The organism is Psychroserpens algicola, assembly GCF_014526325.1.
Taxonomy (GTDB): domain Bacteria; phylum Bacteroidota; class Bacteroidia; order Flavobacteriales; family Flavobacteriaceae; genus Psychroserpens; species Psychroserpens algicola.
This window is the reverse complement of sequence record NZ_JACNMJ010000009.1, coordinates 78,151-92,839: the sequence shown is the minus strand read 5'-3', so window position 1 is coordinate 92,839 and position 14,689 is coordinate 78,151. Positions and strand designations below refer to the sequence as shown.

The following is a 14,689-nucleotide window of genomic DNA, read 5'->3' as shown; positions in this document are numbered from 1 at the left end:
AAAAGTATGTAATTAATTTTAACGCTTTAAAATCTATACGTAAAAATAAAAGCCTGAGTTTTTAAAACAATGCAGACGCCACTGCTTTTATATTATCGCTTTTCCCCATTGAATAATAATGTAAGACGGGAATTCCTGCTTTTTGAAGCGCTTTAGATTGTGTAATACACCATTCGATGCCTACTTGTCTTACCTGACTGTTATCTTTGCATTTTACGATTTCGATGATTAAGTCTTCAGGCAAATCGACATGAAAGCGATGCGGAATTAAATTCAATTGCTTTTTCGTCGCTATAGGCTTTAACCCAGGAATAATTGGCACTGTTATGCCTTCACCTCGGCATTTTTCGACAAACTTAAAATACTTTTCATTGTCAAAAAACATTTGCGTCACGATATAAGACGCTCCGTTTTTTATCTTCTTTTTTAAGAAATGAATGTCGCTATCCAGACTTGGAGCTTCCATATGTTTTTCTGGATAAGCACCAACACCAATACAAAAGTCCATTTCAGATGTATTCTTTAATTCTTCATCGAGATAATTTCCATTATTTAATTCGGAAATTTGACTTACCAATTCACTGGCATAAGCATGCCCTTCCTTCTCAGGTTTAAAATAAGTTTCCGTTTTGACAGCGTCTCCGCGTAATGCCATCACATTTTCTATTCCTAAAAAATCGAGATCAATTAAGAAGTTTTCGGTATCTTCTTTTGTAAATCCGCCACATAATATATGAGGAATAGCATCCACACCATATTTATTTTGAATGGCCGCACAAATTCCAACCGTACCTGGACGTTTTTTTACTATTTGCTTTTTTAACAAGCCATTGCCAACGTCTTTAAAAGTATATTCTTCTCGATGATATGTCACGTCAATAAAAGGTGGCTTAAATTCCATCAAGGGATCTATATTATCAAATATGGATTGAATATGCTGCCCTTTTAAAGGTGGTAAAATTTCAAATGAAAACTGCGTATTTCCATTAGCTTGTTTTATGTGTTCTGTTACTTTCATATCATTGTTTTGCCATAAAATGCGCTATCAATAAAGACACCATTGTAAGGGCTAATAATTGCAAAACAAATCTAATTTCTACTTTATACTTTTTCATAATTTAGGGTCTTGATTTTTTTTGCAAGAATACGACTTCATCTGATTTTTATCACGCTTTATATTCTAAGAAATTGTTAAGTTTCTGCTAAATTTGGATTTAGCCATTTTCGGGCTGTATCTTCATCTATAGCTCTTCGTTTTGCATAGTCTTTTAATTGGTCTTCAGTAATTTTTCCTAAGCCGAAATATTTAGCCTCCGGGTTTCCAAAATAGTAACCACTTACCGATGCTGCAGGCCACATCGCCAGACTTTCAGTTAATTGCACACCTATATGTTTTTCGACATTTAACAGCTGCCACAACGTGCATTTTTCTAAATGATCTGGACAAGCAGGATAACCAGGAGCTGGTCGAATACCCTTATAGCTTTCGTTAATTAAATCGTCATTAGTTAAGTCTTCATTTTTAGCATAAGCCCAATGTTTAGTTCGTACTTGTTTGTGTAAATATTCGGCAAACGCTTCCGCTAAACGATCGGCTAATGCTTTAATCATAATCGCATTATAATCGTCATTATCGGCTTCAAACCGTTCTGCTAACTCTTGAGTACCAAAACCAGTAGTTACACAAAATGCTCCGATGTAATCTTGGATTCCGGAATCTTTTGGTGCAATAAAATCACTTAAGGCATAGTTTGGAATACCGTCTCTTTTCTTTAATTGCTGACGAAGCGTAAGAAAGGTTGCCTGAACATCTTGTTTGTCATCGTAAACTTCAATATCATCATCATTAACTGTATTCGCTGGAAACAATCCAAACACCGCTTTGGCTTTTAACAGTTTTTCATCAAAAATGCGTTTTAATAATAACTGAGCATCATTGAATAACTCTTGTGCTTGAACACCAACAATATCGTCTTTTAAAATGTCTGGATATTTTCCGTGGAGATCCCAGCTTCTAAAAAACGGACTCCAATCAATAAAGGCTTCTAATTCTCGAATATCAAATTTATCAATCACCTGAATTCCTAGTTGCTCAGGTTTTACTATTTCAGAAGTCGCCCAGTCTATTTGAAATTTATTCGTTCTGGCTGCTTCGATAGACCTGTATTCTTTACGTTTTCCTCGTGTTAAAAATTGCTCACGAAACTTATCATACTCTGTTCTAATTTGTGCTTTGTAAACACTATTATCGTTTTGAAGCAAATTCCCAACTACAGTTACAGCTCTGGAAGCATCATTGATATGCACTACAGTATGATCGTAATTTGGTGCGATTTTCACAGAGGTATGCGCTTTAGATGTGGTGGCACCTCCAATGATTAACGGAATGGTTAAATTTTCCTTTTTCATCGCTTTTGAAAGGTATACCATCTCATCAAGTGATGGTGTTATCAAGCCACTTAAACCAATCACATCAACCTGTTCTTTGACGGCTGCTTCTATAATTTTTTCTGGCGGAACCATCACTCCTAAATCGATGATTTCATAGTTATTACATCCTAAAACAACACTAACGATGTTTTTTCCAATATCATGTACATCGCCTTTTACCGTTGCCATTAAAATTTTACCTGCAAACTCTTGTTTTCCGTCTTTTTCAGCTTCAATAAAAGGTTGTAAATAAGCCACTGCTTTTTTCATCACACGTGCCGATTTGACTACTTGAGGCAAGAACATTTTTCCGCTTCCGAAGAGATCACCAACTACATTCATTCCAATCATAAGATGACCTTCTATGACTTCAATTGGCTTTTCAGATGTTTTACGAGCCTCTTCAACATCTTCAATAATAAAAGTATCAATACCTTTAACAAGACTGTGTGTAATTCGGTCTTGTAAAGTTTCGTTTCTCCATTCTAAAACCTTAGCGTTATCCTCTTTTTTATTCCCTTTTACGGTTTCGGCAAAGTCTAAAAGGCGTTCGGTAGCATCGTCCCGTCTATCGAACAAGACATCTTCGACGTGTTCTAATAAATCCTTCGGAATTTCATCGTAGACTTCCAGCATCGTCGGATTCACAATACCGAGATTCATGCCGTGTTGAATAGCATGATACAAAAATGCAGAGTTAATCGCTTCTCGAACTGTGGTGTTTCCTCGAAATGAAAAAGACACATTACTTACACCGCCAGAAACATTAGCATAAGGCAAATGCTCGCGAATCCATTTCGTAGCCTTAAAAAAGTCTAAGGCATTTAAGCGATGTTCATCCATCCCTGTAGCCACAGGAAAAATATTGGGATCAAAAATAATATCCTGAGGTGGAAAACCAACACGATCAATCAACAGCTTGTACGAACGCTCACAAATTTCAATTCTGCGTTCATAGGTATCAGCTTGACCAACCTCATCAAAAGCCATAACAATTACTGCGGCGCCATAGCGTTTAACAAGTTTTGCTTGACGTATAAATTCGGCTTCGCCTTCTTTTAAACTAATTGAATTAACAACACATTTACCTTGAGCAACCTGAAGTCCGGCTTCAATAATCTCCCATTTAGAGCTATCAATCATTAATGGAATACGAGCAATATCAGGCTCGGAAGCAATCAGATTTAAGAATTTAACCATGGCGTATTTGCCATCGAGCATGCCTTCGTCCATATTGACATCAAGAATTTGTGCACCACCTTCAACCTGATCTCTGGCAACACTTAAGGCTTCGTCGTATTTTTCGTCTTTAATTAATCTTAAAAATTTTCGTGAACCTGTCACATTTGTGCGCTCACCTACATTGATAAAATTACTTTCTGGCGTTACCACTAAAGGTTCTAATCCAGATAAGGTTAAATATTTTTTACAGTCAGATTCTGCCATTATGCGTAAACTTTAGTTGATCGTGGTTGATAATTCTGAGCGACTTCTGCAATCGCTTTGATGTGCTCAGGATTGGTTCCGCAGCAACCTCCAATAATATTAATCAATCCGTCTTTAAGGTAATCTTCAATTAATTGTTGCATATGTTTCGGACTTTGGTCATACTCCCCAAAAGCATTAGGCAAACCAGCATTTGGATGTGCTGAAGTGTAAAAATCGGTTTGATTAGACAAACGCTGTAAATAAGGTTTGAGTTGTTCAGCACCAAGTGCACAGTTAAACCCAACACTCAATAAAGGTACATGTGAAATAGATGTTAGAAAAGCTTCTACGGTTTGGCCAGACAATGTTCTTCCCGAAGCATCCGTAATCGTTCCTGACACCATAATTGGAATATCTATTTGACGTTCTTCTTTAACTTCTTCGATCGCAAACAAAGCGGCTTTAGCATTGAGCGTATCAAATATGGTTTCTACTAAAAGCACATCAACGCCGCCATCGATTAGAGCTTCAACTTGTTGTTTGTAAGCGATGCGTAATTCTTCAAACGTAATGGCTCTATACTCGGGTTTATTGACATCGGGAGACATGCTTGCCGTTTTGTTAGTTGGACCAATACTACCTGCGACAAATCGAGGTTGATTTGGTGTTGCTTTAGTAAATTCTTCAGCTACTTGTTTGGCAATTTTTGCAGATTCATAATTTAACTCATAGACCAAATCTTCCATATTATAATCTGCCATAGCGATTGTAGTTCCAGAAAAGGTATTGGTCTCTACAATATCGGCTCCAGCTTCAAAATAAAGCCGATGCACATCAGCAATAGCTTGAGGTTGGGTTAGAGACAATAAATCGTTATTCCCTTTAAGAGAGGTTGGATAATCCTTAAAGCGTTCGCCTCTAAAATCTTCTTCAGAAAATTTATAGCGTTGCAACATGGTGCCCATGGCGCCATCTAGGACTAAAATACGTTGTTGTAAACTTTGTAATAAATCTGACATTTTAATATGCTATAAAATGTCATCAGGAAAGTAAGAGAATTACTTCTGTGTTGTTTATCTGTCCTAAATTTCTGAATCCAATCAGATTTAGGTAGAATTTAGCACCTTCTTTAAAATAAAGGGTTGCTAAGGCTTCACTGGGTCTATTCCCTCTGCCTTTCATGATAACAAATCAATAATTATATGAACTGAGGTGTAAATTAACGCATTAAATTTTAAATATAAAAATTTAAAAGTCTAAATAAATTTAGAGATAACTTTTCACATTTTGCCAAGGTCCTCCATTAATTGCATCGATTTCATAATCCAGCAGGAGATCCTTTGCGTGTTCGCTTCGTGCGCCACTTCTACAACAGGTAATAATTGGTTTTTGTAGCGCTGTTAATTGCTCTATTTCATCTTCCAATTCATCTAAAACAATGTGTAAGGCGCCATCTACGTGACCTTCATTATATTCGGCTTCTGTTCTTACATCTAAGACAATAGCACCTTTATCTAAGTATTCTTGAATATGTTCAAATTCTTGATTTGGTATGTTCATGATTTTACGATCTGCTTTATGAAATTAGACTATGGCTTTTACTACGGCTTTAGGTGCTTCTTTTTTAGAACCATCAAATCCGTTAATACCACTTACGGTTGTATATTTTAAGACAAATTTCTTATTGGGATGAAGTCGTTTATACGCTGACTGACACATTAGGGTCGCTTCATGGAAACCACAAAGAATGAGTTTTAACTTCCCTTCATAAGTATTAACATCGCCTATGGCATATATCCCAGGGATATTGGTTTGATAATCTAAAGTATTAACTTTTATGGCATTCTTCTCGATATCCAATCCCCAATTTCCTATAGGTCCCAATTTTGGTGAGAGTCCGAATAGTGGAATGAAATAATCGGTTTCAAGTAAAGTTTGCTGAGTATCTTTAGTAACAGTGACTGCTTCCACATGATTATCACCATGAATTGCGGTAACTTCAGCAGGAGTAATCACATTAATTTTACCCAGTAATTTTAATTCTTGAACACGTTCTACGGAATCTAATGCACCTCTAAACTCGTTTCGTCTGTGAATCAATGTGACTTCTGAAGCGATATCAGCTAAAAAAATACTCCAGTCTAATGCAGAATCACCACCTCCAGAAATCACTACACGTTTATTTCGGTAGCGCTCAGGGTTTTTAATGAAATAAGCCACGCCTTTATCCTCAAAATTTTCGATACTATCAATTAGTGGTTTTCGAGGCTCGAAACTACCTAAACCGCCAGCAATAGCAACTACTGGTGCTTGATGTCGCGTTCCTTTATTGGTCGTAACCACAAAACTCCCATCGGCTTGCTTTTCAATGGTTTCAGCACGTTCTCCCAAGGTAAAACCTGGCTGAAATTGCTTTCCTTGTTCTAAGAGATTTTTGGTTAAATCACCTGCTAAAATTTCTGGCAATCCAGGAATATCATATATAGGCTTTTTGGGATATAACTCTGAACATTGACCTCCGGGTTGCGGTAAAGCGTCTATAAGATGACATTTTAACTTTAATAAGCCAGCTTCAAAAACTGTAAATAAGCCTGTTGGTCCGGCACCAATAATTAATATATCTGTATGTATCATTTTACTTTTTTATTAGGTTTTCAGTAATTTTATTTAAAGCCGAAACTTTAGCCTCAAAATTCCCTTTGATTGTTTTTCGATATGCATTTAAATTTTGAACCATATGATTAATATCTTCCGGAATAACTGCTTCAAAAAACTGCCTTAAGCGTTTGGCTGTAGTTGGCGATTTTCCGTTGGTAGAAATAGCAATTTTCACATGGCCTTTTGTTACAATTCCTCCGAGATAAAAATCGCATAACTCTGGCGTATCTGCCACATTAACTAGCAAATTTCTACGTTTTGCATCTTTATAAATTTGATGATTCACCTCAGGTCTATCAGTGGCAACAATCGCTAAATCCTTATCGCATAAAAAGGATTCTTCATAAGCGAGATGGAATAATTTAATATGATAGGCTTTAGCAATGGTTAGAACTTCATCTTTAAAAGATGGTGCAACCATTGTGATGTTAGCTGTAGGGCTTGATTTTAGCAAAAATGTTAACTTCTCCAAAGCCACGTGTCCTCCTCCAACAATAAGTACTTCTAAGGCGTGCATTTTTAAAAATATGGGATATAAGTTGTTACGCTCCATGGAATTTTATTTAGTTACTTGTGTTTCAAATTGTTTACAAATCGAACTGAGTGCTACACGTTCATTCACGACGGCTCCAATAACAATAATTGCAGGTGATGACAATTGTTTTTGAGCAACTATTGATTCAATGGTTCCTATGGTTCCAATTCCGACATTTTCACGTTCGGTCGTTCCATTTTGAATCACAGCCACAGCCGTATCGCTTTTATTTTCCGAAGAAAAAATCTGAACAATTTCAGTCAATTTTCCCATGCCCATCAAAATCACTACTGTTGCAGATGACTGTGCTGCTAATGCAATATCTTTCGATATTTGATGTGATTTGGTCGTTCCGGTGATGACCCAAAAACTTTCTGATGCACCACGTTTTGTTAGAGGAATTCCCTGATAAGCCGGAACAGCTATCGACGATGAAATACCGGGAACAACATGGGTTTCGATATCAAATTGTCTGGCGTAATCGATCTCTTCGGCACCACGTCCGAAAACAAACGGATCGCCTCCTTTTAGTCTTACAACATGACCATGACTTTTGGCTCTGCTTACAATAAGCTCATTAATTTGATCTTGTTGATAGGCATAACATCCCTTTCGTTTACCTACAAAAATGAGCTCAGCACTAGGCGAAGCATGGTCTAATAAATCGTTATTTATGAGTGCATCATATAAAATCACATCAGCAGATTGAATAGCCTTAACACCTTTGATTGTGATGAGTTCTGCATCACCTGGACCTGCACCAACTATGGTTAATTTTGCTGTAGTACTCATAAGATGTCTCATTTTTCACTAAGGTCTTGAACTCTAAACGCTCGTACGACCTCTAAAAATTCTTTCGCATTTTGAGTGTATGCCTGTGCAAACTTTTCGGTAGGTGCATGTACTTTAATTTGATAAATCACATCTGAAAATGGCAGACCTAAATTCACTTTTTTAGTAGCAACAAAACCGTCGTCAAATTGTTTGATTATTGCTGCCTGAGAATTGGTTGTAATACCTTCAGATAGTAAAACCGCCTTAGCAGAATTCACCATAGAACTGTAAGCATAATAAATGGCACTTGAGTAAACTTTATTAGAAAATGCTTGTTTTGCAGCATCGATTTTCTCTTCGCTTTCTAAAAACAACGTCGCAATAAGATCTATGACAACACCAGCACATTCACCAATTCCGATAGCTTTGACATAAGCTGTTTCGCTACCCCAATCTATAAAGTCATCTTGTGTTAGGTTTTCTATACTGGACAAATCAGTCAGGAGCTCGTAGAAGTATTTTTCGCCTTTCTCAGCATAGTAATCTTCGAACTTTTTATTGCTGGCGAATTGCTCATAATCATTGAGAATTCTGCGTAAGGCTTCCGGACCTCTTTTACTCGGCACTTTAACAACTTTATCGGCAAAAACACCATGTCCGTTTCCTTTATTACCACCACCCAATAAGACCTGAAGTGCTGGCAAAACTAATTTATCTTTAGTACGAATAGACATCCCTTGAAAGCCAATATTTGCCATATTATGCTGTCCACAAGCATTCATACAACCACTAATTTTAATGACTAAATCGTCGTTGTTTAAATAGTGAGGATATTCCGTTTTTATGATACGCTCTAACTCTTCGGCAATTCCTGTACTACTTGCGATTCCCAGGTTACACGTATCGGTTCCTGGACAAGCTGTAATATCAACGGCTTTATTATAGCCCAATTCTGTAAAGCCAAGTTTTTTTAATTCGGTATAAAACAGAGGTAGTAAATCTATTTTTACAAACGGGATCAAAATATTCTGACGTAAGGTCAATCTAATTTCACCAGCAGCGTATTGATCTACCAGATCTGATAATAATCTGGCCTTGTCTGTATAGAAATCGCCAAGTAACACTTTGATTCCTATGGCTACGTATCCGTTTTGTTTTTGCGGAATGGTATTCGTTGCTTTCCATAATTCGAAATCAGATGAATCATCTATTTCTATGTTTGGAGCACTAACCGACACTGGCGTTGAAGTCTGATAAGCCTCAGCATCAATGGCTACCGACTTAAATTCAATGGCGTTTTGTTCCGCTTCGACTAAAGTTTTAAAAGCCTCTAAACCTATGGATTTAATTAAGAATTTTAATCTAGCTTTCGCCCTACTTTTTCGTTCACCATGCCGATCAAAAATTCTCAAAACACCTTCCATCACAGGAATAATTTTATCACTAGGTAAAAATTCATATAATACATCAGCATGTCTGGGCTGTGATCCTAAACCACCTCCTAACATGACTTTAAAGCCTCTTTCTTCATTTTTGATTTTGGCAATAAAGCCCAAATCATGCATATAAGAAAGTCCGGTATCTTCATCTGAAGCAGAGAAAGACACTTTAAACTTTCGGCCCATTTCCTGACAAATCGGATTACGCAAAAAGAAACGAAATAAGGCATCGGCATATGGTGACACATCAAAAGGCTCGTTAACATCTATGCCTGCAGTTTCACTTGCGGTTACATTACGAACCGTATTGCCACAGGCTTCTCTTAAAGTTACCTGATCACGTTCTAATTCGGCCCAAAGTTGTGGTGTACGATCTAAATCGACATAATGAATTTGAATATCCTGTCGAGTGGTAATATGTAAGCGTCCGCGAGAGTACTCATCAGAAACATCTGCAATTCTTCGCAATTGATTGCTTAGAACCTTACCATAAGGCAACTTGATGCGAATCATTTGCACACCTTGCTGTCGTTGCCCATACACACCTCTTGCCAATCGAAGACTTCTAAACTTCTCTTCATCGATTTTACCATTATGAAACAGCTCAATTTTGTGAGCCAGTTCGATAATATCTTTCTCTACAACAGGGTTTTCTATTTCGGTTCTAAAACTTTGCATACCATTAATTTATTGGAGATGAATCCCACACTCTCTATTTTTCAAGGCTTTTATCGGATCAAAGTAGCTATGATTTTTAGGTAAATTATGTGCTTCTAAATAATTGTCTAAATCATAGTCGGTCCAGTAGTAAAACGGACTGATTTTTAAAATTCCGTCTTTGCTATAACTTAAAATATCTTTTTTATTTCTCAACTCGGTTTGGCGTACTCTAATATTTGTAAACCATAAATCTGGTTGATGTTCCTGTAAAGCGCGCCTGAAAGGTTCTAGTTTTACAACTTCGGAAAACTGCGCATGATTATCGTCTTCTAAACTAGGTAAACCAATAGTGGCATCAATATCTTCTTTACTCATTAAAGATTGATACTGATGTATATTCAAATCATATTGATTAATCAAGTGAGCAGCATGTTTGTAGGTGTCTGGTGAATTATACAAAGTATCACACCAAACCACTTTTATCGCCTTATCATGCTTGCTCATAGTACTGAGCAAAATAGCAGAATACACCCCAAAACTTGTGGTTACGATTCTGTTTTCTGAAAGCGTTAAAGCCCATTTAATAATTTCGTCGGGCGTTTTATCTCTTAGCGACTTATTTAAAATTTCTAGATCTAAGTGTTTCATTTTCCCCATGTTATTTTATTCCATGTACGTTCATGAACATAGTACAACACTAATTTTGAAACCAACTCTATAAAGCCAATTGAAAATGCCAACGCCAAGGTGCCTGTAATGATATAGGAAATCACGACTGTTGAAAGTGTTCCTAAAGCTCTCCAGCTTATAGTTTTAGCTAAAGTTCGTTTTATTTTTTCTCCAGAACCAGTGTCTTTAACCTGGTTCTTATTTACAATTTCAGTGTTTTGTATAACTGTATTCATAAGTAATTTTATCTGTTATTATAATTATCCTATCGATTTAGTAGGATACTAATACAAACCTATAGCATATTATTTAAAAAACTAGTGTTAATCTGTTAAAAATTCTTGGTTTTTATTGCGAATATGCTAATTCGCAAGATCTGCTAATGTGGTATTTCTGAACACTTTAAGTGAGTTATCCCGTATCTGAATCATTAGTCGATGTACAGCACATGTACCTTCATCTGGACAATCATCACATTTTTCATAATAGTTTAAACTCACGCATGGCACCATCGCAATAGGTCCTTCTAAAACACGCATTACTAAAGTCATAGGCACATCTTTTGGGTCTTTAAGTAAATAATAACCGCCTCCTGAGCCTTTTTTTGATCCTAAGATGCCATTTTTTTTAAGCGTTAATAATATACTTTCTAAAAATTTCACCGAAATATTTTCACTTTTTGAAATCGTAGCAATCTGAACAGGCTTCCGACTATTTTGTCTAGCCAAAAAAGTTAGTGCTTTGATACCGTATTTTGTTTTCTTTGAAAGCATATGTCCAAAGATACTTTTTTAAATTAGTATTCTAAAGCCTGATTTAAATCGGCAATAACATCTGTAACATTTTCCAAACCAACCGATATACGCACCAAACCATCTGTAATGCCAACTTCTAAGCGATCAGCTTCGGTAAGTTTAGAGTGTGTCGTTGATGCTGGATGTGTTACAATGGTTCGTGTATCACCCAAATTGGCCGACAATGAGCACAATACAATTCTATTTAAAAACTCACGCCCTGCTTCTAAGCCACCTTTAACTTCAAAAGCGACCACATTACCTCCTAATTTCATTTGCTTTTTCGCGATGTCATATTGTGGATGTGATTTTAAAAATGGGTATTTTACCAGATTAATATTAGGATGCTTTTCTAAAAACTCGGCTACTTTTAAAGCATTCTCACAATGTTTTTCTAATCGTACGGCTAAAGTTTCTAAACTTTTAGATAACACCCAAGCATTAAATGGTGACAGAGCTGGTCCAGTATTTCTTGAAAACAGATAAATTTCCCGAATCAAATCTGCTTTTCCAACGGTAACACCTCCTAAAACGCGACCTTGACCATCAATTAATTTGGTTGCAGAATGAATGACCAAATCGGCTCCAAATTTTATCGGATTTTGCAAATATGGTGTTGCAAAACAATTATCAATGACTAGTAAAATATTGTGCTTTTTGGCTATCTGACCCAAACGATCCAAATCGAGAATATCGACAGCTGGATTGGTTGGACTCTCAGCATAAAGTATTTTGGTTTGAGGTTGAATTAGCGCTTCAATACTATCTAAATTATTGACATCAAAATAACTTGTTTCAATATTCCATTTGGGTAAAAACTTAGTAAAGAGTCCGTGAGTCGAACCAAAAATACTTCTTGCCGACACAATATGATCTCCAGCATTTAATAAAGCCGCAAAGGTTGAAAACACGGCAGACATTCCTGTCGCAAAGGCATAACCTGCTTCGGCACCTTCCATTTTACAAATCTTTTCAACAAACTCAGAAGTATTTGGGTTTGTAAATCGGCTATAAATGTTTCGTTGCTTTTCTTCGGAAAACGATGCTCTCATATCTTCGGCATCTTCAAAAACAAAACTTGACGTCAAATATAGCGGTGTAGAATGTTCTAAAAACTGAGAACGTTCCGATTGTGTTCGTATAGCAATAGTCTCAAAATTTTCAGTACTCATAACTTAATGTAATTGGTTAGAAAGCTTAATAATATCAGATAGTAATCCTCTTGCGGTGACTTCTTTTCCGGCACCAGCACCTTGAATCACTAAAGGTTGATCGCCATAGGCTTCAGTAAAAATTTCAAACAGTGAATCAGAACCTTTTAATTGTCCGAGTGCCGATTCCTTTTCTTCAGAAACAAGCTTCACTTCTAAGGTTTCATCAGCAACATTTAATTCGCCTATATAACGCAACACCTGATCTTTTTGCAAACTTAATTTTCGTTCTCCAAACGGTTGGTCTAACTCCTTAATTCGTGATTTAAACTGATTCAAACTCGTCTTTCCGTTGAGTTGTTTTGGCACTAAGGATTCTATATGAATCTGCTGAAACTCTACCTTTAAGTTGAGTTCTCTAGCAAGAATGAGCAATTTTCTGGCAACATCATTTCCTGAAAGATCTTCACGCGCATCAGGTTCGGTTAAGCCTAAGGCTTCTGCTTTGGAAAGCACTTCTGAAAATGGCACATCTTCCGAAGAAAACGTATTAAACATGTAACTCAATGAACCAGAAAACACACCTCTAATCTTTGAAATTGTATCTCCAGAATTATAAACATTTCTGACGGTTTCTATGATTGGTAATCCAGCACCAACATTAGTTTCATATAAAAACTTTTTATTATTGTCTTTTAAGTTTTGACGTAAAGCATCATAAAAATCTAAGGCTAAAGTATTGGCAATCTTGTTAGCTGAAACGATGTGAAACCCATTTTGGATTAAAGCATTATAATGCTGAACAAAATCAGAGCTAGCTGTAGCATCTACAGCAATGACATGATCATATTTATTTTCATTTATATACTGAATAATCTCATCCAATTGATACGGATTTGAAAATCTGCTAAAATCACTTTCCCATGTATTTGTCATGGAGTTATCCTCAAAAAACACCAACCTTGAATTGGCTACAATAGGAATATATACATCTATAGATTGCTCGCTTCTAAGTCGAGATTTTGCTTTATTAATCTGATCAATTAATGTGCTTCCAACATTACCTATTCCGAATATGACGATGTGAATTTTTTTCATTTTTGATATAAGTATTAGATTCGAAAATGGGTTTTAAAAACTTGATAAGCTGTTCGTATTCGATTAAAAACGCATCGTGACCATGAATAGATTTAATTTCAGAAATGCTGACATTATCTTTTATAAGCTTGATATCTACATAAGTTTCCCAGTTTTCTTCAGATTTAAAAAATAAATCACTTGGAATTGTTATGATATGAATATGCGAACTTATGGTTTTAACAACGTCATCTAGAGCGCCTCTGTTTTTAGTAATATCAATGGTTCTTAAAATCTGGTTCATCAGTTTGTAAGCCGATAAATTAAAGCGTTTGTTAAGTGCTTTCCCGTGATAATCCAACCAGCTTTCGACATTAAAACGTGCTTTAGAAACTTCGGTACGTTGAAACTTTTGAGTTAAAGATTCTGGTGTTCTGTATAAGGTCATGGCATGCATACGAGCATCGGCTAAGGGCGCTTCCGAATGATTTAAAATCGCATCCTGAATATGACAATTAGCAATAAGCCAGTCGGTAGATTTCCAATCGCTAGCAATCGGAATTAAATGCGTAATCAAATTAGGTTTTAAAGCTGCCAGTTCCCAGGCAATTCCACCACCAACCGATCCGCCAATCACAGCAAAAAGTGATGTAACATTTAAGGTTTCTAATCCGATTGCAAAAATTTCGGCAATAGTACGTGCTGTAAAATCTTTATAATTGTCGATGAGATGGGCTTCAATATTATCAAATCCATTTCCAGGAATATTAAACGCTAAAACGGTATAAACATTAGTATCGATACATTTGTTACTACCGATTAAATCATTCCACCAACCCTCTTTTCCGCAGACATTAGAATTTCCCGTCAACGCGTGATTGACCATCACAATGGGTGCCTCATGTAAAGGTTGCCCAAAAGTTTGATAGGACAATTCAATCGTTTGATGCTCACCAGACGGGAGTTCAAATTCTGAAATTGATATGTATTGTAATGCTGCCATTCGTAAATTTTAAAAGGTATAGATGCCACGCACTAAAATCGTACGTAGCATCAATTGAACACAAACAAATA

At 36.3% G+C, this 14,689-nt stretch carries 14 protein-coding genes and 1 riboswitch; all 14 genes read right to left on the bottom strand.

Translation table 11 applies throughout. From position 1 onward, the window contains the following. Window positions 1-61 precede the first annotated feature (61 nt). The 14 genes from metF to H7350_RS16055 all read right to left on the bottom strand — a co-directional run bounded on the left by metF (window position 62) and on the right by H7350_RS16055 (window position 14,618). On the bottom strand, window positions 62-1,018 hold the full coding sequence (gene metF, locus H7350_RS16120; RefSeq protein WP_204346954.1) for a methylenetetrahydrofolate reductase [NAD(P)H]: 957 nt from the start codon (window positions 1,016-1,018) through the stop codon (window positions 62-64). Between the two features lie 173 nt (window positions 1,019-1,191). Continuing rightward, entirely contained in the window at window positions 1,192-3,876 is a 2,685-nt protein-coding gene (gene metH, locus H7350_RS16115; RefSeq protein WP_204346953.1) for a methionine synthase, read from the bottom strand. Beyond that, complete coding sequence (locus tag H7350_RS16110) at window positions 3,876-4,877, bottom strand: homocysteine S-methyltransferase family protein (RefSeq protein WP_204346952.1); 1,002 nt, start codon at window positions 4,875-4,877, stop codon at window positions 3,876-3,878. Before H7350_RS16110 ends, metH begins: the two co-directional genes overlap by 1 nt. A gap of 51 nt (window positions 4,878-4,928) precedes the next feature. Then, window positions 4,929-5,048, bottom strand: a riboswitch (SAM riboswitch). Window positions 5,049-5,124: 76 nt separating this feature from the next. Further along, window positions 5,125-5,418 carry a rhodanese-like domain-containing protein gene (locus H7350_RS16105; RefSeq protein WP_204346951.1) on the bottom strand — a complete coding sequence of 98 codons (294 nt, stop codon included), beginning with the start codon at window positions 5,416-5,418 and terminating at the stop codon, window positions 5,125-5,127. A gap of 24 nt (window positions 5,419-5,442) precedes the next feature. After that, a complete protein-coding gene (locus H7350_RS16100) occupies window positions 5,443-6,492 on the bottom strand; it encodes an NAD(P)/FAD-dependent oxidoreductase (protein WP_204346950.1) in 1,050 nt (349 codons plus the stop codon). Window position 6,493: 1 nt separating this feature from the next. Continuing rightward, the gene (locus tag H7350_RS16095) at window positions 6,494-7,069 is read right to left on the bottom strand and encodes a precorrin-2 dehydrogenase/sirohydrochlorin ferrochelatase family protein (RefSeq protein WP_204346949.1); all 576 of its coding nucleotides are present in this window, start codon (window positions 7,067-7,069) and stop codon (window positions 6,494-6,496) included. A gap of 6 nt (window positions 7,070-7,075) precedes the next feature. Beyond that, window positions 7,076-7,843, bottom strand: coding sequence for a uroporphyrinogen-III C-methyltransferase (gene cobA / locus H7350_RS16090; RefSeq protein ID WP_204346948.1), 768 nt, complete (start codon window positions 7,841-7,843; stop codon window positions 7,076-7,078). Between the two features lie 8 nt (window positions 7,844-7,851). Then, window positions 7,852-9,942: a HEPN domain-containing protein gene (locus H7350_RS16085; protein ID WP_204346947.1), complete on the bottom strand. Its 2,091-nt coding sequence runs from the start codon at window positions 9,940-9,942 to the stop codon at window positions 7,852-7,854. A gap of 9 nt (window positions 9,943-9,951) precedes the next feature. After that, window positions 9,952-10,572 carry a phosphoadenosine phosphosulfate reductase domain-containing protein gene (locus H7350_RS16080; RefSeq protein ID WP_204346946.1) on the bottom strand — a complete coding sequence of 207 codons (621 nt, stop codon included), beginning with the start codon at window positions 10,570-10,572 and terminating at the stop codon, window positions 9,952-9,954. Next, window positions 10,569-10,829, bottom strand: coding sequence for a DUF2061 domain-containing protein (locus H7350_RS16075; RefSeq protein WP_204346945.1), 261 nt, complete (start codon window positions 10,827-10,829; stop codon window positions 10,569-10,571). The genes H7350_RS16080 and H7350_RS16075 overlap by 4 nt, the downstream gene beginning before the upstream one ends. Before the next feature lie 126 nt (window positions 10,830-10,955). Next, entirely contained in the window at window positions 10,956-11,366 is a 411-nt protein-coding gene (locus tag H7350_RS16070) for an RrF2 family transcriptional regulator (protein ID WP_204346944.1), read from the bottom strand. A gap of 23 nt (window positions 11,367-11,389) precedes the next feature. Beyond that, complete coding sequence (locus tag H7350_RS16065) at window positions 11,390-12,559, bottom strand: trans-sulfuration enzyme family protein (protein WP_204346943.1); 1,170 nt, start codon at window positions 12,557-12,559, stop codon at window positions 11,390-11,392. A gap of 3 nt (window positions 12,560-12,562) precedes the next feature. After that, entirely contained in the window at window positions 12,563-13,636 is a 1,074-nt protein-coding gene (locus tag H7350_RS16060; protein ID WP_204346942.1) for a homoserine dehydrogenase family protein, read from the bottom strand. After that, complete coding sequence (locus H7350_RS16055) at window positions 13,599-14,618, bottom strand: alpha/beta fold hydrolase (RefSeq protein ID WP_204346941.1); 1,020 nt, start codon at window positions 14,616-14,618, stop codon at window positions 13,599-13,601. Before H7350_RS16055 ends, H7350_RS16060 begins: the two co-directional genes overlap by 38 nt. Window positions 14,619-14,689 lie beyond the last annotated feature (71 nt).